At 59.0% G+C, this 19,601-nt stretch carries 16 protein-coding genes; 3 read left to right on the forward strand and 13 right to left on the reverse strand.

Annotation, left to right across the window (positions count from 1 at the left end; genetic code table 11):
• The first annotated feature begins 159 nt into the window (after positions 1 to 159).
• Both htpG and BLW11_RS11570 read left to right on the forward strand, forming a co-directional pair.
• Positions 160 to 2,064 carry a molecular chaperone HtpG gene (gene htpG, locus BLW11_RS11565; RefSeq protein ID WP_048358597.1) on the forward strand — a complete coding sequence of 635 codons (1,905 nt, stop codon included), beginning with the start codon at positions 160 to 162 and terminating at the stop codon, positions 2,062 to 2,064.
• A gap of 58 nt (positions 2,065 to 2,122) precedes the next feature.
• Positions 2,123 to 2,851, forward strand: coding sequence for a dienelactone hydrolase family protein (locus tag BLW11_RS11570; RefSeq protein ID WP_048358596.1), 729 nt, complete (start codon positions 2,123 to 2,125; stop codon positions 2,849 to 2,851).
• Positions 2,852 to 2,991: 140 nt separating this feature from the next.
• On the opposite strand, the gene trhP is transcribed toward BLW11_RS11570, so the two are convergent.
• The 9 genes from trhP to BLW11_RS11615 all read right to left on the reverse strand — a co-directional run bounded on the left by trhP (position 2,992) and on the right by BLW11_RS11615 (position 12,500).
• Positions 2,992 to 4,332: a prephenate-dependent tRNA uridine(34) hydroxylase TrhP gene (gene trhP, locus BLW11_RS11575; RefSeq protein WP_048358595.1), complete on the reverse strand. Its 1,341-nt coding sequence runs from the start codon at positions 4,330 to 4,332 to the stop codon at positions 2,992 to 2,994.
• Between the two features lie 65 nt (positions 4,333 to 4,397).
• Positions 4,398 to 5,264 (reverse strand): aldose 1-epimerase, encoded by an 867-nt coding sequence (locus BLW11_RS11580; protein WP_048358594.1) that lies wholly within the window; start codon positions 5,262 to 5,264, stop codon positions 4,398 to 4,400.
• Between the two features lie 27 nt (positions 5,265 to 5,291).
• The gene (locus tag BLW11_RS11585) at positions 5,292 to 6,206 is read right to left on the reverse strand and encodes an EamA family transporter (protein WP_048358593.1); all 915 of its coding nucleotides are present in this window, start codon (positions 6,204 to 6,206) and stop codon (positions 5,292 to 5,294) included.
• Between the two features lie 160 nt (positions 6,207 to 6,366).
• Positions 6,367 to 7,647, reverse strand: a complete 1,281-nt coding sequence (locus BLW11_RS11590; protein ID WP_048358592.1) for a TRAP transporter large permease — start codon at positions 7,645 to 7,647, stop codon at positions 6,367 to 6,369.
• A complete protein-coding gene (locus tag BLW11_RS11595) occupies positions 7,648 to 8,175 on the reverse strand; it encodes a TRAP transporter small permease (protein ID WP_048358591.1) in 528 nt (175 codons plus the stop codon).
• A gap of 62 nt (positions 8,176 to 8,237) precedes the next feature.
• Positions 8,238 to 9,221: a TRAP transporter substrate-binding protein gene (locus BLW11_RS11600; protein ID WP_048358590.1), complete on the reverse strand. Its 984-nt coding sequence runs from the start codon at positions 9,219 to 9,221 to the stop codon at positions 8,238 to 8,240.
• 63 nt (positions 9,222 to 9,284) lie between these two features.
• A complete protein-coding gene (locus BLW11_RS11605; protein ID WP_048358589.1) occupies positions 9,285 to 10,172 on the reverse strand; it encodes a glucurono-1,5-lactonase in 888 nt (295 codons plus the stop codon).
• A 45-nt stretch (positions 10,173 to 10,217) separates the two neighbouring features.
• Positions 10,218 to 11,045, reverse strand: a complete 828-nt coding sequence (locus tag BLW11_RS11610; protein ID WP_048358588.1) for an NAD-dependent epimerase/dehydratase family protein — start codon at positions 11,043 to 11,045, stop codon at positions 10,218 to 10,220.
• A 249-nt stretch (positions 11,046 to 11,294) separates the two neighbouring features.
• Positions 11,295 to 12,500 carry an OprD family porin gene (locus tag BLW11_RS11615; protein WP_420912203.1) on the reverse strand — a complete coding sequence of 402 codons (1,206 nt, stop codon included), beginning with the start codon at positions 12,498 to 12,500 and terminating at the stop codon, positions 11,295 to 11,297.
• A 238-nt stretch (positions 12,501 to 12,738) separates the two neighbouring features.
• Between BLW11_RS11615 and BLW11_RS11620 the strand changes: the two genes are divergently transcribed.
• Complete coding sequence (locus BLW11_RS11620) at positions 12,739 to 13,824, forward strand: AI-2E family transporter (protein ID WP_048358586.1); 1,086 nt, start codon at positions 12,739 to 12,741, stop codon at positions 13,822 to 13,824.
• Here the strand turns inward: BLW11_RS11620 and BLW11_RS11625 are convergent.
• The 4 genes from BLW11_RS11625 to nuoN form a co-directional block, all read right to left on the reverse strand.
• A complete protein-coding gene (locus tag BLW11_RS11625; RefSeq protein ID WP_048358585.1) occupies positions 13,821 to 15,938 on the reverse strand; it encodes a TonB-dependent receptor family protein in 2,118 nt (705 codons plus the stop codon). The two genes, BLW11_RS11620 and BLW11_RS11625, sit on opposite strands and share 4 nt — an antisense overlap.
• Before the next feature lie 821 nt (positions 15,939 to 16,759).
• Positions 16,760 to 17,188, reverse strand: a complete 429-nt coding sequence (locus tag BLW11_RS11630) for a DUF4304 domain-containing protein (RefSeq protein ID WP_053069523.1) — start codon at positions 17,186 to 17,188, stop codon at positions 16,760 to 16,762.
• Positions 17,189 to 17,282: 94 nt separating this feature from the next.
• The gene (locus BLW11_RS11635) at positions 17,283 to 17,888 is read right to left on the reverse strand and encodes a hypothetical protein (protein ID WP_048358584.1); all 606 of its coding nucleotides are present in this window, start codon (positions 17,886 to 17,888) and stop codon (positions 17,283 to 17,285) included.
• A gap of 241 nt (positions 17,889 to 18,129) precedes the next feature.
• The gene (gene nuoN, locus BLW11_RS11640) at positions 18,130 to 19,599 is read right to left on the reverse strand and encodes an NADH-quinone oxidoreductase subunit NuoN (RefSeq protein WP_046809322.1); all 1,470 of its coding nucleotides are present in this window, start codon (positions 19,597 to 19,599) and stop codon (positions 18,130 to 18,132) included.
• Positions 19,600 to 19,601 lie beyond the last annotated feature (2 nt).

The raw sequence follows: 19,601 nt of genomic DNA on the forward strand, positions 1-19,601 counted from the left end.
ACATATATAAGTAAAGCATCGTCCGTTGAAACTATTGGTAAAAAACCGATGTGGCTCCAACAGGCCTTGAAATCTCAACCTTAGCCCCCAACTTTGATGACATCCCGCCGCCAACCCTCTCGGGCGTGGCTCATGCCATCTAATCGGAGTTTGATAACAATGAGCGTGGAAACTCAAAAAGAAACCCTGGGCTTCCAGACCGAGGTCAAGCAACTGCTGCACCTCATGATCCATTCGCTGTACTCCAACAAGGAAATCTTCCTTCGCGAATTGATCTCGAACGCCTCTGATGCTGTCGATAAATTACGTTTTGAAGCGCTGTCCAAGCCTGAGCTTCTGGAAGGCGGCGCTGATCTTAAAATCCGTGTGAGCTTCGACAAGGACGCCAACACCGTCACGCTCGAAGACAACGGTATCGGCATGAACCGTGATGACGTAATCACCCACTTGGGCACGATTGCGAAGTCCGGTACTGCCGACTTCATGAAAAACCTGTCTGGCGACCAGAAAAAAGATTCGCACCTGATCGGTCAGTTCGGTGTGGGCTTCTACTCGGCCTTTATCGTCGCCGACAAGGTTGACGTGTACAGCCGCCGTGCCGGTACCCCAGCAAGCGAAGGCGTGCACTGGTCCTCCAAGGGCGAGGGCGAGTTTGAAGTGGCCACCGTCGAGAAGGCTGAGCGCGGTACCAAAATCGTGCTGCACCTGAAGCCCGGCGAATCCGAGTTCGCTGACGGCTGGCGCCTGCGCAACATCATCAAAAAGTACTCCGACCACATCGCTTTGCCGATCGAACTGCCTAAAGAGCAGGCCGCTGCCGAGGGCGAAGAGGCTCCAGCACTGGAATGGGAAACCGTTAACCGCGCCAGCGCCCTGTGGACCCGCCCTCGTACTGAAGTAAAAGACGAGGAATACCAGGAGTTCTACAAGCACATTGCCCATGACTTCGAGAACCCGCTGGCCTGGAGCCACAACAAGGTTGAAGGCAAGCTCGAATACAGCTCGCTGCTCTACGTGCCGGCCCGTGCTCCGTTCGACCTTTACCAGCGTGAAGCGCCCAAGGGCCTGAAGCTGTATGTGCAGCGCGTGTTTGTCATGGATCAGGCCGAGTCGTTCCTGCCGCTGTACCTGCGCTTCATCAAGGGCGTGATCGACTCCAATGACCTGTCGTTGAACGTGTCGCGGGAAATCCTGCAAAAAGACCCGATCATCGATTCGATGAAGACGGCGCTGACCAAGCGCGTGCTCGACATGCTGGAAAAACTGGCGAAGAACGACCCTGAGAAATACCAGGGTTTCTGGAAAAACTTCGGTCAGGTCATGAAAGAAGGCCCTGCTGAAGATTTCGCCAACAAGGAAAAAATCGCCGGCTTGCTGCGCTTTGCTTCGACCCACGGTGACGACGGCGAGCAAAATGTTGCCCTGACCGACTACCTGGCCCGCGCCAAAGAAGGTCAGGACAAGATCTACTACCTGACCGGCGAGACTTACGCACAGGTCAAGAACAGCCCGCACCTTGAAGTCTTCCGCAAAAAAGGCATCGAAGTGCTGCTGCTGACCGATCGCATCGACGAGTGGCTGATGAGCTACCTCAGCGATTTCGACGGCAAGAGCTTTGTCGACGTGGCACGTGGCGACCTCGATCTGGGCAACCTGGACTCCGAAGAGGACAAAAAAGCCGCAGAAGAAGTGGCCAAGGCCAAAGAAGGTCTGGTTGAACGCATCAAGGCCGCCTTGGGCGAAAGCGTCAGCGAAGTGCGTGTATCGCACCGTCTGACCGATTCCCCGGCTATTTTGGCCATTGGTGAGCAGGACCTGGGCATGCAAATGCGTCAGATCCTGGAAGCCAGCGGTCAGAAAGTGCCTGAGTCGAAGCCAATCTTCGAATTCAACCCGGCTCACCCGCTGATCGAGAAACTGGATGCGGAACAGAGCGAAGAGCGTTTTGGCGACCTGTCGCACATCCTCTTCGATCAGGCGGCTTTGGCAGCTGGTGACAGCTTGAAAGACCCGGCGGCTTATGTCCGTCGACTAAACAAATTGTTAGTAGAGTTGTCGGTCTAACCGCGCTATAAAAACCCGCTTCGGCGGGTTTTTTTTGTTTTGAATTCAGGAGTTTTTAATGAAATCAATTACGGTCAGTTCCGTGGCCTATCAAATCGACGGCCAACCCTATGAAGGCCGCCTCGCGTTTGACCCGAGCCGCGAAGATCCATTGCCGGGTTTGTTGATGGCACCTAACTGGATGGGCATCAGCGCAGGCGCCGAAGAGATTGCCAAGTCTGTGGCCGAGCAAGGCTATGTGGTGTTGATTGCTGACCTGTACGGCCAGGCCGTGCGCCCAACTAATGGGGACGAGGCGGGCGCTGCGATGATGCCGCTCAAGAATGATCGTGCCCTGCTGCGCAAGCGGATGTGGGCCGCGTATGACGTGCTGAAAAACCAGGGCCTGGCCGTGGTCGACAGCAGCAAGCTGGCGACCTTTGGTTTCTGCTTTGGCGGTTGCTGCTCGCTGGAGCTGGCCCGTGGCGGTGCGCCGCTCAAGGCCGCAGTGTCCTTTCATGGCACGCTTGACACCCCTAACCCGGTAGACGCAAAAAGCATCACCGGTTCAGTGCTGGTGCTGCACGGCGCTTCGGACCCCTTGGTGGGCAAGGAGCAGTTGCCGGCATTTGAAGAGGAGATGAATGCGGCGGGCGTGGACTGGCAGTTGACCAGTTACGGGGGTGCGGTGCATTCCTTCACCGACCCTCACGCCAACGTGCCGGGCAAGATGATGTACGACGCCAAAACCGCGCATCGTGCCTTTACCGCCATGCACAATCTGCTGGATGAAGTGTTCCGCGATTGAATTTGTCAGTGCGGCATGACGAAGCTCTGTAGCCGCTGACGAGGTACGAGGCTGCGATGGGTTGCGTAGCGACCCTGTTGTTGAAGGCCCTGCGGTCCTTGTCGCAGCCTGCGGCAGCGGCTACAGGTTCTAGGGGTTGCTTATGCCGAGCGATCCATAACTTCGCTTACCGTCAAATCCCGCATCAGCAACGCATATTTCAAGTCCACCTGCTCTGGAATCGGCAGGTACACCGTGTGGCCGTCACCCGGTGCGACCTGGGTCGGCAAGCCTGCACTGTTGTGCAACTGGTCCAGATCGAAGTGGTAGTTGCCGTGGGGGGTCATCAGCTCCAGATGGTCGCCCAGGGCAAAGCGGTTTTTGACCTTGACCTCGGCCAGGCCATTGCGCCGCTCGCCGGTCAACTCCCCGACAAACTGCTGGCGGTGCGATAACGAACTGCCATGCAGGTAGTTTTGATATTCATCGTGCACGTGACGGCGCAAAAAGCCCTCGGTATAGCCGCGCTGGGCCAATGACTCCAGATCGGTCATCAGGCTGCGGTCAAACTCACGGCCGGCCACCGCATCATCAATCGCCTTGCGATACACCTGCGTGGCCCGCGCGCAGTAGAAGTGCGACTTGGTCCGGCCTTCGATTTTCAGCGAATGCACGCCCATCTCGGTCAGCCGTGCCACGTGCTGCACGGCGCGCAGGTCTTTGGAGTTCATGATGTAAGTGCCGTGCTCGTCTTCGAACGCGGTCATCGGCTGGTCCGGGCGCTGGGACTCGTGCAGCACGAACACTTCGTCGGTGGGGGCGCCCACGCCCAGGGTCGGTTCAACCACATTGACGATATTGCCCAGTTCGTTTTCGGTGGCCGGCTTGGTGTCGTACTTCCAGCGGCAGGCATTGGTGCAGCTGCCCTGATTGGCGTCGCGCTTGTTCATGTAGCCGGACAACAGGCATCGCCCGGAGTAGGCCATGCACAACGCGCCATGGACGAAAATCTCCAGTTCCATGTCCGGGACTTGCTGGCGAATCTCTTCGATCTCTTCCAGCGACAGCTCGCGGGACAGGATGATCCGGCTCAACCCCTGCTGACGCCAGAACTCGACACTGGCCCAGTTCACGGTATTGGCCTGTACCGACAAGTGAATCGGCACGTGGGGGAAGTTTTTGCGCACCAGCATGATCAGCCCCGGGTCAGACATGATCAGCGCATCCGGGCCCATGGCAATGACCGGCTCCAGGTCCTTGAGGAAGGTCCGCAGCTTGGCGTTGTGCGGGGCAATGTTGACCACCACGTAGAAGCGCTTGCCCTGGGCCTGGGCCTCGGCGATGCCAATGGCCAGGTTGGCATGGTCGAATTCGTTGTTGCGCACTCGCAAGCTGTAGCGCGGCTGCCCTGCATAAACCGCGTCAGCGCCATATGCAAAGGCGTAACGCATGTTTTTCAGGGTGCCGGCAGGGGCGAGGAGTTCGGGTGGTGCAAGGAGCATAGTCAGGCCATTCGCAAAAAGGCGCGATGGTAGTCGAGCCTTGATGCGGGGCTATTGACCTGGGTCTATGGGTTGAGCTTGAAGCTGACACTCATGCTGGTCGACTGCCCCTGATGCAGCAGTTGCAGGCCCGGATGGCCGGGCAGGTGATGGGCATTGACCGGGTGGCTGACGGGCTCGAAGCAGAAATACTCCTCCCCGGGCGGGCAGTAGACCAGACAGTACTGGCTGCCTGTAGCCTGGCATTCGAGCGTATAGCCCAGATCCGGTTGGCTGATCAGTGCGCTGCCATCCCATTCGGTAAAGCAGTTGTCGAGCCGGGTAGTCGGCAAGGCGTTGCCTGTGTTGAAGTCCCACTCGGCAGGCAGGGGCGCTAGCTCCGTGGGCAGGCCCTGATCATCACACAGCCAGACCTGAGCGGCCTTGGCCTGCAATCGGGTGTTGGCGGTGCGCGGCAGATACGGGTGCAGCCCCAGCCCGTGCCAGGCGGCGCGTTCGTCCTGATGGGTGACGTTCAGGTCTATGCGCAGTTGGCCGTCGCTCAAGGTGTAGCGCAACTGGGCGCGGTACGCAAAAGGGGTGGTGCTGTCGAGTTGCAGGCAGGCATGGCGCGGGCTGTGCTCGGTCACGCTCCAGGCTTGCTGCCAGGCGCTGCCGTGAATGGGCAGGGGACCGGGAGGATTGTTGGCCTGCAGGGCGAACCAGTGGCTGGGGCCGTCGAAGCCACCGTTGCCTATCCGGTTCGACCAGGGCACCAGTGGGTAACATGCCAGCTGATTGGCCGAGTTGCTGTCCAGGGCGTCGGTGGCACTTGGGCGAAACAAGGGCTGGCCACTGGAGATGATGCTCCAGTCCAGGATGCTGCCACCCACTTGCGGTGCCAGGGTCAGTCGGGTCAGGCCATCTTCAAGTGTCAATATCTCAGGGGGCATGGGGCTCTACCGTTAAGGAATGACAGGTCAATCGGCGGCACGGCGCCAGGTGAGCATCACAATACCTGCGACCACGATCAGACCGCCGATAATTTGTCCGCTGCTGAGCAGTTGGTCGAGGATCAGCCAGCCAAACAGCAGGCTCGCCACGGGCTCAACGTTCATCACCGGTGCATTGCGGGCCATGTTCAACCGCGTCATGCAGATGAACAGCAGGCAGAACCCCAGGCCATACAGCGCCACCAGGCAGGCCAGGGCTGTCCAGCCGGTGGACGAGCCCGGAAGCGACACGCCGCCCGGCAGCACGCCGCTCACTCCGGCCACGGCGGCTGCGCAAAACACTATCAGCATGGTCAACATGCTGCGCACCGTGCCGCGCACGCTCGACAGCTTGTGATCGGTGATCCACAGCGCACAGGCGAACACCGAGGCGGCGGCAAAGCCGAAGAGAATGCCTTCAAGCCACTGCGCTTCTGTGCTGCCCTGACCGGACAGGCGCTCTGGCACGTCCAGGGCAAAGACCAGGCCGCACATGATCAACCCCATCAGCAGCGCCGCCCGCCGTGTTGGCGCCGCACCGCCCAGGGCCCAGGTCAGCAGCACCAGCAGGATCGGCGCCACATTGGCAATCAGCAGCGCCAGCGCAACGGGAATGCGAGCCACTGCCGAATAAATAAAGAAACTCTGTGCCGCGATCAGCAGCCCCAGCAGCAGTTGCCAGCGCCAGTTGGCAGGGGTCAAGCGAGGCCGTTCCCGCTGCCACAGCACCAGGCTGGTCAACACCAGCAAGGTCACGCCGGCGCGGCATAGAATCGCCAGCAGCAGGCCGGTGTCGTGGTCGAAGGCAATACGGGCGGCGATGTGATTGCCTGCAAAAGCGCAGGCCAGCAGCACCAGCACCAGTACGGCGATATGGCGGGGGAATAGAGCAGGAGCAGACATAAGCAACCAGCCTCCTTGGCTGGAAATAAGACCGATAAATCTGTAGCCGCTGCCGCAGGCTGCGATGGGTTGCGAAGCGACCCCGCTTTTGATGAATAAAAGCGAAGGTCCTTCGGCCCTTTTCGCAGCCTTCGGCAGCGGCTACAGGTTTCTTGGAGGGTTACAACACCAGGCTTGGCAGCCACAGCGAGATGGCCGGAACGTAGGTCACCAGCATCAGCACCATAAACAACGCCAGATAGAACGGCAGCAGCGCCTTGACGGTGCTTTCGATGGACACCTTGCCCACGGCAGCCCCCACGAACAGCACCGCGCCCACCGGCGGTGTAATCAGGCCGATCCCCAGGTTAACGAGCATGATCATGCCGAAGTGCACCGGGTCGACACCGATGCCGATGATCACGGGCAGCAGGATCGGCGTCAGGATCAGAATCAGCGGCGCCATGTCCATCACGGTGCCCAGCAGCAGCAACATGACGTTGATGCACATCAGGATCACGTAACGGTTATCCGACAGCGTCAGGAACGCTGTCGTGATCTTCATCGGGATTTCCATCAGCGTCAGGATGTAACCGAAGCTGGCGGCGAAACCGATCAGGATCATCACGATGGAAATGGTGCGGACCGCCCGGTGCATCAGCTTGGGCAGGTCGCGCCATTTGTAGTCGCGGTAGATAAACATGGTGACGAAGAACGACCAGAGCACGGCGATGGCGGCCGACTCGGTGGCGGTGAAAATGCCCGACAGGATGCCGCCGAGGATGATGACCATGGCCATCAGGCCCCACATGGCGTCACCGGCGATTTTCAGCGCCTGGCGCAGCGGGATCACTTCACCCTTGGGGTAATTGCGCTTGCGCGCAAAGATCATGCACAGGCCCATCATCACCGCACTGAGCAACAGCCCCGGCATGATCCCGGCAATAAACAGCGAGGCGATCGACACCGTGCCGCCAGCCGCGAGTGAGTACAAGACCGAGTTGTGGCTCGGCGGTGTGAGCAAAGCCTGTACCGAACCGCTGACCGTGACCGCCGTGGAGAAGTCACGGGGGTAGCCTGCGCGTTCCATTTCCGGGATCAGTACCGAGCCCACTGACGCGGTGTCGGCCACGGAAGAGCCGGAGATCGCGCCAAAGAAGGTCGAGGCCACGATATTCACCAGCGACAGGCCGCCGCGAACAAAGCCCACCAGTACCCCGGCGAAGGCCACCAGCCTGCGCGACATGCCACCCTCGGCCATGATCGCACCTGCCAGTACGAAGAACGGGATCGCCAGCAGGGAGAATTTGTTGACGCCGCCGGCGACCTGAATCATCAGGGCATCAAACGGGATATCGATCCACCAGGCGCCGATCAATGCCGACAGGCCCAGCGCATAGGCGACCGGCATGCCGATAAGAATCAAGGCGATAAAGCTGCCCAACAGTACAAAAGCGTCCATTTATACGGCCTCTTCGCTGGCTTCAACGATGTCGAACCGCACGGCGCGGCGGTGGCTTTGGTCACCCAGGAAGAGTTTTTCCAGGACGAAGCAAAGGGTGATCAGACCGCCTATAGGGATCGGTAAATAAGAGATGCCTACCCTTATGGACGGCATCTCACCGATGAATTGATTCCAGGTGGTCGCACACAATTTAAAACCCTTCACGGTCATGAACAGGCAGACGATCACCATCAGTATTTGCACCAGCACGGCAACTTTGGAGCGGATGTGTGAGGGCATGCGCTCCACGGCCATCGCTACGGCCATGTGGGCCCCGGCGCGGTAACTGGCGGCAGCACCGAAGAAGGTAAATACCACCATCAACAAAATGGCGGTAGGCTCGGGCCAACTGGAGCCGGTCCCCAGCACGTAGCGGGCAAAAATGCCCCATGGAATGATCAGGGTCATGGTCAGTACCGAGAGGCCGGCAATCCCGATACACACCCGGTACAACATGTCGTTAAAGCGCAGCACGGTATTTTTCATGGGGCTCACCACTGCGGCGGAGAACGGGCTGGAGCCCGTCACCGCGGCATTATCGGACTGACTTATTGAACGGCTTCAATACGGGAGATCAGGTCTTTGTAGTTCGCACCATATTTGTCACGCACTGGCTGAGTAGCGTCATAGAAGGCTTTTTTCTGTTCTGGAGAGAGGGTGATGAACTCAACACCACCGGCCTTGAGCTTGGTGATGCTCTCGGCGGATTTTTTGTCCCACAGCACACGTTCTTCAAACTGCGCATCCCGGGCCAGTTTCTGCACCAGGGCTTGCTGCTCCGGGGTCAGCTTTGCCCACGTGGATTTGGCGATCACGATCGGCTCGGGCAGGATCAGGTGATCGGTCCAGGTGAAGTATTTGGCGTTCTGGAAGTGGTTGTGTTCAAGAAAGGTAGGCGGGTTGTTTTCTGCGCCATCGATGACGCCTGTCTGCAAGGCGCTGAAGATTTCGCCGGTCGCCATGCCGATGCCGTTGCCGCCCATATCGTTGATGGTGTCGATAAACACAGGGTTGCCTTGCACGCGGATCTTCATGCCCTTGAGGTCGGCGATCTCGCGCACGGGTTTTTTGGTGTACAGGTTGCGGGTGCCACCATCCATCCACGCCAGCGCGACCATGTTGAAGTCGGAGTTGGTGATTTTATCCAGCATCTCCTGGCCTATTTCACCGTCGATGATTTTGCGCATGTGGGCCTGGTCGCGGAACACAAACGGCAGGTTGAACGCATTGGTTTCCGGCACGACCGGGCCCAGGATGCCGAGGCTGACGCGGGTCATCTGCACGGCGCCGGACTGGAGTTGCTCGACCACTTCTTTCTCGGAACCCAGCACGCCACCGGCAAACATCTTGAAGGAGATATCACCGTTACTCTGGGCCTGGAGCTTCTTGCCCATTTCCTGCTCAGCGACTACTGGCGGATACCCGGTGGGGTGAACTTCAGCGAATTTGATTTTGATTTCGGCCTGGGCCATGCCTGAGAGGCAGAAAGCCAGCGGGAGTGCAGCGACAAGCAGGGTGCGTTTGAAATCCATGGGTCACTCCAAATATTGTTTTTTTTATATCAAGGTGTGGGATCAGCAGTGTCGGCAAGGCAGTCAGTTGTTGAACGCGGGTTCAGCCAGTCCCTTGACCCCGGGCCTGAGGGCGAACACGCCCCCGGCCAGCGGCTGGTCGCCGAGATCACCCGCAGGACGAATCGAGGTGACAAACAGGGTGTCCAGATCTGCGCCACCGAAGGCGCACATCGCGGGTTTTTTTACCGGTACGGTCAGTGATCGGTCCAGCTTGCCTTCGGGCGTGAAGCGATGGATCTGGCCGGCATCATTGCCGCAAATCCAGTAGCAGCCATCGGCATCGACGGCGGCGCCATCGGGGCGTCCCGCATGCCCGGCCATGTCCACGAACAGGCGGCGGTCATGGGGGGTGCCTGTGTCGGTGTCGTAGTCGAAAGCCCAGATTTTTTGCACATCGGGGTGTGAGTCCGAGAGGTACATGGTTTTGCCGTCCGGGCTGAACGCCAGGCCGTTGGGCACAGTCAGCCCCTCAAGTTGCGCCTTGAGCGGTCCTTCCTGGCCCGCGTCATAGCGATACATCGCGCCCACCGGTGCCCCTGCGGCCATGTTCATCAGCATGGTGCCCGCCCAGAAACGCCCTTGGCGGTCGCAGCGGCCGTCGTTAAAGCGCATCCCTGGCAGGGCGTGGGTCACGCTGGCCAGCAGGCGGCTGTCGAGGCTGCCATCCGCGTGGGGCGTGATAGCGAACAGGCCGTTCTCCATGCCGGCGATCCAGCTGCCATTCCCTGCCTGAGCAATGCACGCGAGCATTTGCGAAGCCTGCCAGCTTTGGTTTTTGCCATCGGCGGGGCTCCAGCGGTGCAAGCGTTTAGCCGGGATATCCACCCAGTAAAGTGCCTGCTCGGCGGTGCTCCAGACCGGGCTTTCGCCCGTGGCGTTACGTGCATCGAGAATCAGTTCAGCAGTCATGACGCCTTGACCTCTGTTGATCTTGTTCTTGTTGGGAGCGCGTATTTACTCGTCGCCAAACGGGCCGGCAGCAACGAAGGCACCGCCCTGGTAAATCATGCTCGGGTCGTTGGCCGCTGGCATTGGCTGGGCCTCGACTTTGCTTCGGAATACTTCTGAGCTGTCCTTGGGCTCAAAGCCCAGGTGCGCGGCAAAACGGTTGTCCCACCACACATTCAGATTGTTTGAGGCGCCATAGACCACGGTGTGGCCGACATCGGGCGTGTACAGCGAACGTTCGATCAGCTGCGTAAGGTCGTCAAAGCTCAGCCAGGTGCTCATCATCCGGCGGTTTTGCGGTTCGGGAAATGAGGAGCCGATGCGGATGCTGACGGTCTCGATGCCATAGCGATCGAAGTAGAAGGTGGCAATGTCTTCGCCGTAGGACTTGGACAACCCGTAATAGCCGTCCGGGCGCCGTGGGGAGCGGGCATCCAGGGTCTGGTCCTGCGTGTAGAACCCGATGACATGGTTGGAGCTGGCGAAGATCACGCGCTTGACGCCATGACGGCGTGCTGCTTCGTAAATATGGAAAATCCCGCTGATGTTGGGGCCGAGAATTTCTTCGAACGGGCGTTCTACCGAAACACCGCCAAAGTGCAGGATGGCGTCTACACCCTCGACCATCTGGTGAACCGCGTGTTTATCAGACAGATCGCAGAGGAGCACTTCTTCATGGTTGCCGGCAGCAGGGGCCATTTGGGCAATATCAGAGAGTCGCAAAACCTTGGCGTAGGGCTTGAGGCTTTCGCGCAGTACCTTCCCCAGACCGCCAGCCGCGCCGGTGAGAAGAAGGCGATTGAAGGGGGTTTGGACAGTGTGTGTGGTTGTCATCAAAGATCCCTGTCTTTCTTGTTATTGTCATCTGTTGTCGTATGACTTGGCTCGGATTATTCACAGCCATTGTGGTGGTTGTCAATGCCGAATCCGTACTTGTAACCGCCGCAAATCTGTTGGGGTGAACAATAGTCTTGCTGTTGTGGGAGCGAGCCTGCTCGCGATGCTGGCGCCGCGGTTTGTCTGGCAAGTCGCAGTGATGCCATCGCCAGCAGGCTAGCTCCCACAAGTTGTTGGGGCGGGCGCTTACAACAACGACAGTGGATAGCTGATAAAGATGCGGTTTTCGTCGAACTCGTGGGCGCTGTAATCGCGACGGATGCTCGCGTTGCGCCAGCGCATGTTCAGGTCCTTGAATGTGCCGCTTTGTACGGTGTAGGCCAGTTCCGATTCGCGGCCCCACTCCTTGCCGTCAGTGGTGCTGGCGGTGTGGATGTTATCGCCGCTGATATAGCGGTTCATCATCGTCAGGCCCGGTACCCCAAGCACTGCAAAATCCAGGTCGTGGCGCAGTTGCCAGGAGCGCTCCTTGGCGTTGTCGTAGCTGGAGTTGTAGCTGTCGTTGGCCAGTGTGCCGCCGCTGGTGCCGTTGACGCGGAACCAGCCATCGTCGCCGCTGATTTTCTGCAGGCCGACATACAGGGTGTTGCCTTTGTATTTGGCCGAAAGCAGGGCGTAGGCGGTTTTGTTGTCCAGATCGCCGGCCAGTTTGTTGCCGTCTTCCTTGCCCCAGAAGTAACCCAGGTTCGCGCCCAGAGTCACATCGCCAATCGGCTGGCTGTGCAGCACGTTAAGGAATTGCTGCTGGTAGATGTCTTCCAGCTGGGCGTACCACACCCCGACTTGCGTGCGTTTTTCATTGAAGCTGTAGTCACCGCCGGCAAAGTTGAAACGGTCGGAGGTGAAGGCGCCTTTGCCGTTGAGCGACATGTCTTCCATGCTCGCATCGTTACGCGGGCTGTTGGCGCGGAACTGACCGCCGTAGAGGTTCAGGCCAGCGATTTCTTTGGAGGTGATCTGGCCACCACGGAAGGTCTGCGGCAGGGAGCGACCATCGTCCGAGCGCAAGATCGGCAGTACCGGCATCCACTCGCCGATCTTCAGTTCGGTGTTGGAGAGTTTGGCCTTGGCGGCGACCCCCAGGCGGCCAAAGTTATCGGCCGGTTCGCCATCGCTATGGGTCGGCAGCAGCTGTGTGCCGGCCGTACCTTTGCCGCCGTCGAGCTTCTGCGAGTAGAGGCCCAGCACGTCCACCCCGAAACCGACGGTACCTTGGGTAAACCCGGACTTGACGTCGAGAATGAAGTTTTGTGTCCATTCTTCGGCTTTGCTTTGCGGGTAGTCGGGGTTGGTGTAGTTGCGGTTGATATAGGCGTTGCGCAAGGTCAGCGTCGCTTTGGTGTCATCCACAAAGCCTTCGGCCATGGCCGTTAACGGCAAGGCCAGCCCCATGCTGCCGAGCCCGAGCAGAACCAGGGATCGAGTGCTTTGAGCATGTTTGGAACGTGCAAGAAGGGAGGGGGCGCAGGTAGGTGTGATCATCCGTAGAGCTCCTTGAATATTATTATTTTTGTTATCTGTTGTCGTACAACAAGGGCAGATTATTTACAGCGTGTATGGAGAGTTGTCAATGCCAGCGGCTACACTGCGACCACCAGAAGCACTCGCGCCTTACTGACATGGATGGCACATGAACGAAACCAGTCTTCAACGTAAAACCCTGCTCTTGTTGCTGGCCGCGGTCACGATTGCCTTCGTCTGGATTTTGCTGCCGTTTTATGGCGCGATTTTTTGGGCCGTGGCGCTGGGAATACTGTTTGCACCTTTGCAGCGCAAGCTGGTGTTCAGATTCAAGGGGCGGCGCAATCTGGCTACGTTCACCACCCTGGGGGTGTGTACGCTGATTGCGATTTTGCCGGTGATCCTGACCACCGCCTTGCTGGTGCAAGAGGTGGCGATGCTCTACAGCGATGTGCAGAGCGGCAAGATCAACGTCGCCAGTTACGTCATGCAGTTCGAAAATATCCTGCCGTCTCATTTGAAGGAATGGCTCGACCGCTTCGGTTTGAGCAGTATCGACGGGCTGAGCGACAAAATTGCCAAAGGTGCACTGGAGGGCAGCCAGTTCTTCGCCACCCAGGTGTTCAGCTTCGGGCAGAGCACCTTTGAGCTGGTGGTGAGCTTTTGCATCATGCTCTACCTGCTGTACTTCTTTATCCGGGACGGCCAGGCGATGGTGCGCATGATCCGCAATGCCGTACCGATGGCCGAGCAGCACAAGCGTCTGCTGCAAATCACACTGCGGCGTGTGGTCAGGGCTTCGGTCAAGGGCAACCTGGCGGTGGCGGTCACTCAGGGCGCTCTGGGCGGGCTGATCTTCTGGCTGCTGGGCATCCATAGTGCGCTGTTCTGGGCGGTGTTGATGATGTTCCTGTCGCTGTTGCCGGCGGTGGGTGCCGGTATCGTCTGGGCGCCGGTGGCGGTTTACTTCCTGATCACGGGCATGGTCTGGGAGGGGGTGGTGCTGGCGTTGTACGGGGTGTTTGTGATCGGCATGGTGGACAACGTGCTGCGCCCGCTCATGGTGGGCAAGGACACGAAAATGCCGGACTTCCTGATTTTGATCTCGACCCTGGGCGGCATGGCGATTTTCGGCCTGAACGGCTTCGTGATCGGCCCGCTGATCGCCGCCATGTTCCTGTCCAGCTGGGGGCTTTTCAGCGGCACCCGGCGCAAAAAAATGCGCCTGCCCGCCGACATCGCGCCAAGGGATTAACGAAAGCTGTATGACACCCCGAGGTAGGCGCCCATGCCTTCGCCGGGCGTTGAGCGTGCGGCATCCAGCCCTTTGTCGTCGTAACCGGGGGTAATGGTGGCAGCGTAGCGTTCGCCCGTGAGGTTGCGCAGGTCGAGCCAGGTTTGCCAGTCCTGCTTGGGGGAGTTGTACCCCAGGGTTGCACCAAACAGCATGTAGGACGAGGCGTAATACGAGTTGGCGTAATCCACCGCCATGCGCGAGGCCACCTGGGTGTTTACCCCGGCGTAGAAGCCTTGCGGATGGTCGTATCGGACCTCGGCTTGATAGTAGTGCTGCGGGATCCCGGGCAGTTTGTTGTCACCAAAACGCGAATCATCACGGTAATGGAAGTCGCTGAAGGTGTAGGCCTGACGCAGGGACACCTTGCCTGCAGCCTCGCCCTGCCACAGCAAGCTGTTTAGCCCGGCTTCGAACCCTTGATGTACGGTCGGGCTGGCGTTTGACTCACCCACAATCGGCCCCAGGTTTTGCGTGGCTGCTTGCAGTTCAACGGTCAACAGCTCATGGCGGATGGCCGAGTAATACCAGGCCAGATCCCATTGTCCGATCCATGATTCGCCACGGGTGCCCAGCTCCAGCGTTGTGGCCGTCTGGTTATTCAGGGCAATAGGCGTGCTTTGGCGTCCGGTGGCTGCACCGCTGCCGACTGGGAACACAAACGGTGAACTCCAGATCATCGACCAAGGGTGCGGTGGTTCAACCGAGCGGCTCAGGTTGCCGTACACCTGCAGGTTCGGGTTGAACTCATAACGCAGGCCGATACGGGGGGCGTAGTCCCAGTCATGCTGGCTGACCTTGCCGCCGCTCTCGGGGTAGCTCACGTCGCTTTCACGGCGGGTATAGATCAGCGCCATGCCAGTGGTCAGCCACAGGTCAGGGATCAGCTCCAGATCGTTGCTGGCGTGCAGCACGGTGTCCGAACCCTGATAGCTGAAGTCACGCATCTTGGTGCCGGGTGCGTAAGTGGCGGTGTTGCCCCGTGGGATACGCACATATTCCGACGCGCCGCTGTTTGGCAGGTGCTTGGTAGTGCGCAGCCCCACAGTGGTTTTGCTTTCAAGTCCGAACAGGGTGTCGCGGCGCTTGTAGTTCAGCGTGCCGCTGACATCGGTGTAGGCAACTTTGAGGCGGTTGGGGCCTTCGCGCAGATCCATCGGGTAGTCGTGATAGACCAGGCCCACTTCCAGTTGCGAATCGTCATCCAGATACATCGTGGTTTTGTTGCCCAGCCAGGTACTGCCGGGTTGCGGGCGGGTGTAGTCGCCGCTGACATAGGCCGGGTTGGCTGCGCGGGGATGATGCTTGATGCTGTCTTTGGTCACGCGCCCGGCCAGTTCGTTATCGGTTTCGCGATAGCGCAGGTAGAAGCGGGTTTCCAGTTGCGGGCTGAATCGATAACCGACGTTGGCGGCAATCCCTTTGCTGCTGCCCTGGGTGTGGTCCTGATAGCCATCGGTGTTGGAGTCGGTCAACGACACGTAGTAGTCGAGATCGCCCAGTACCTGCCCGGAACTGATCTGACGTTTCTGATAGCCATAGCTGCCCGCTTCGTAACGCACCTGCAATGGGGCCGCATCGTAGCCGGTATGGGTGACGTAGTTGATCGACCCGCCCAGGGCCAGTGAACCGGTCTCGAAACCGTTGGCGCCGCGCAGCACTTCGGCGCGGCTTAGCCACAAGGGTTCGAACAACTCGTAAGGGGTGCCGCCGGGGCCCGTTAAGGGCAAACCGTCGAACATCACATACAGGCCAGAACCGTGGGCGCTGGGGGCGCGGTTGATACCCGAGCCGCGTACCGAGACCTTGGCCCCGTCATTGCCCGCTGATTGCGCATAGATCCCCGGTTGATAGGCCAGCACATCGGCATTGCTGGCAGTGCGGCCGTTTTCGACCCGGGTCATGTCGATCAGGTTGCTGGCGCCGGGGATTTCATTGAGCGCGTTCTGGGCGGCTTCCAGCTCGCTGCTTTCTTCGCTGCGCACCTGTACTTCACCCAGCTCCAGGGTCTTGCCGTAGGCGGGGGCGGCGCAGATCAGCGCCAAGGGTAAAAGTGAAGAAAGAGCAGGGCGCATTAATGGAGCTTCCAGGTCGATGGGCGGGCGGCGCGCCAGCCTATACAAGCCCGGAATCACTCGCAACTGTCATGGACTGCAATCCAGTTGTGGGAGCGAGCCTGCTCGCGAAGCTCTTGACTGCCGGCGGGCCTGCTTGATATCGCTTGTTTAACTGATGCGTTGGGTACATATCCGGCATTCGCGTTTGGGCCATCCATGGCCCATCACGGCCCTCCCGGCATCCATGCCGGGAGGCCCACTGCGCAGAACCTCCACTCGGCCTCCCGAACGGGCGGGGAGATCAAAAGCATTGCGCGCCGAGGCGACCGACCGGCCGGCCTGTTTGGTGTAAGCGCGCGCTCAATTTCCTGTAGCCGCTGACGAGGAACGAAGGCTGCGTTCGACTGCGTAGAAGTCGTAAAACCGGACACCGCGGTCGTTCAGGTAAATCCCGGACTCAGGTTTTACGGTCGCTTCGCAACCGGACGCAGCCTTCGTTCCTCGTCAGCGGCTACAGGGTTCTGCGTAAGGCTCCTTTGCCTTTGCTGTATGAATGCCACGAATGCCCATCATCGAAGGGCGAACACAGGTGCTGTTATGGGGGTGGCGCGGCAGGACGCTGCGCCTGCTCGCGATGCTCTTGACTGCCGGCGGGCCTGCTTGATATCGCTTGTTTAGCCGATACGTTGGGTACATATCTGGCATTCGCGTTTAACGGGGATATCGGTTTCGCCCTTATGGCGGATCATTTTTCCAGACGCCGAAAAAGTCACCCAAAAGGCTTTCCCTGTGTATCACCGCAAGTCACGTCTGAGAAACTCATCCCGGGTCAAAGGGGCTTACGAGGTTGAGTTGTCCCAGAGAGGGCCTTTGGTCCAATGGTCAGTCGCTTCAGCGCTCAGGTAAGGCAGTACCTCCCGGGCCGTATCTTCGAATCGGGTAGTGTGGGTGCCTTTATTGTCATATCTGAACCAGTGGTCTCCTTCCATGGCCGCGCCCAACCGAATGCGTTTATTGGGATGCAGGTGCGTGGCGACCACTTTTGCCGCGGGGATCCGCTCGCCCCAATGCAGGGTTACTCCCTCAGTCGGACTGACAGCTACTTCAACAACGAAACCGCCTCCATGTTTATCAAACTGAAACGTTAGCAGGTCAATTTGCTGTCCCGTGTTACGGCGAAAGTGAGGAAAAGATCCCTTAAACCCCATGCTGCGAAGCACCGGGACAACATGTTCTTTCAATGCTGCATCAATTTTCTCGCGTTCCATGGCATGACTCCATTTGGCAGGCAGTTATTCGGTAAGACATGCGCAGGTGCCAGTCGAACAGCATTACCGCTGTTCGGGTGTGGCAGGTTTTTACTCAGCAGTTGAATACTGGCGCATAGCGTTCTTCACGTTTTTTTAAGTGGATGGGTGCCATGGGCACTTTTTCATCATTTACGTAGATATCCGGGAAGGTGAGGGTGAAGTCATCCATATCGCCCTTGCCCAGTGGCGTTCCCTTACGGCTGCTGCTGGTTTGTTCCTGAGGGTCAAAGCCGGTTTTCAATTGATCGATACTGACTTGATAGGTTTCCCCCGTCGCCAGCGTTACGCTCACCATGGGGGAGGCGGCACCCACCCACAGAGGCGGGTCGGTTTGTTTGTAGGCTGCTCGGCGTTGATCGGGGGTGTTCAGGTTGCGCAAGCGTGGAGGTATATAGAGTCGGCCAAATAGGCGAAGCTCGGTATCAACTGAGCGCAGGTTACCCGGCCAGCTCGATGTGCCCGGCGGCGCTACATAGACCAGTACATGCACCCAATTGAGTTCTTCCGAGAGGGGGGCAAAGCTCATTGCTGCTTTCGGACCAGGGCAGGTGCGATGAAGCACGGCGTTTTTACCCGTTGCGGATTCCGGATACAGATAGGGCCCCGTGCTGCATCCTGCGAGCAACGCCATGAGCGGATAGAGGAAGTATTTCTTCATTGGGGGGCCAACTCCATTTGCGTTATTGCCGACTATGTCATCTCTGCGATGGCTTCTCATCAGTTCTGTTTCTGGTTCTGCTGGCCACCCTGGGCCTTTCGACGGTGCGCACACATCAAAAGCAATGCGCGTCGATGCAGCCTGTGTCCGTGTTGACGACCCGTAGCCAGCGGCTACAAATCCAACAAAAAACCCCGTGAAGGCCGGGCCTTCACGGGGTTTCGGGTACAGCGCTTAACGCTTAGCCAGCAAAGCTCAGCGCGGCGTGTTGCACCAGTTCCAGCATTGGCTGCGGGTACACACCCAGGAAGAACACCATGACCGAAACCGCCAGTAGCATGACGCCGCCGGCTTTTTGTTCCCAGTTCAGCGGAGCATCGTGGCGATGCAGTTTCGGCTCAACCAGGTACAGGGTCACCATCACTCGCAGGTAGTAGAACACGCCGATGGCGCTACCCAGGATCAGGGAACCGACCAGCCACCATTGGTGAGCTTCAACGCCCGTGGCAATGATGTAGAACTTGCCGATAAAGCCGGCGGTCAGCGGGATACCCGCCAGCGACAGCATCATCACGGTCATCACGGCCGTCAGGTACGGACGACGCCAGAACAGGCCGCGGTACTCGTACAGTGCGTCGGCGTCACGGCCTTTGTAGGGCGAGGACATCAGGGTGATCACACCGAATGCACCCAGGCTGGTCAGCACGTAGGTGATCAGGTAAACACCGATCGCTTCCATGGCCATGCCCTTGCTCGCCACCAGGGCGATCAGCAGGTAGCCAAAGTGAGCGATGGACGAGTAACCCAGCAGACGCTTGAGGTTGTTCTGGGTCAGGGCCAGCAAGTTACCGAACAGGATCGAGGCAATCGCGATCACGGTCAGTACATCGCTCATCACCCCGGTAGTGGCCGAAGGCGTGATCTGGAACAGACGCACCATCACCGCAAACACAGCCACCTTGGACGCGGTAGCCAGGAACGCAGCAACCGGTGCCGGAGCACCTTCGTACACGTCCGGAGTCCAGAGGTGGAAAGGTACCAGCGACAGTTTGAACGCCAGACCCACCAGCATCATGCCCAGGCCCAGTTGTGCCAGCGGCGCAGGTACGCCAGTGGCTGCCAGGGCCAGACCAATGCCGCTGAAGCTCAGGCTGCCGGCTTCGGCGTACAGCAAGGCCATGCCGAACAACAGGAACGCGGAACCGGCTGCCGACAGCACCATGTACTTGATGCCGGCTTCCAGCGAACGCTTGTTGAAGAAGGCGTACGCCACCAGGCCGTAAACCGGTACCGAGAGCAGCTCCAGACCAATAAACAAACCGGCCAGGTGTTGTGCGCTGACCAGCACGATACCGCCGGTCGCAGCCAGCAGCATCAGCAGGTAAAGCTCTTCTCGGTTGCCCGGGTAGCCCGTGCCGCCTTCGCCCAGATAGGCGTGAGCCAGGGTGACGCAGGCCAGGGTCGCGGCCAGGATCAGCCCGATGTACAGAAAGGCGAAGTTGTCCATCATCAACAGCGGGGTGACAGCCAGTGGAGCAACTTTCAACGCCGGGAAGATCGACAGCAGGGCCAGGTTAAGACCCGCCACTGAAAGCAGGAAGGTCTGTGAGTGGTTGCGGCGCCACGCGATTGCCAGCATCACCACAACAACGGTGAGGCTGGTAATCAGCAGTGGAGCAAGCGCGATAAAGTGTTGGATCGTGAATTCCATAG

Source organism: Pseudomonas deceptionensis, assembly GCF_900106095.1.
Taxonomy (GTDB): domain Bacteria; phylum Pseudomonadota; class Gammaproteobacteria; order Pseudomonadales; family Pseudomonadaceae; genus Aquipseudomonas; species Aquipseudomonas deceptionensis.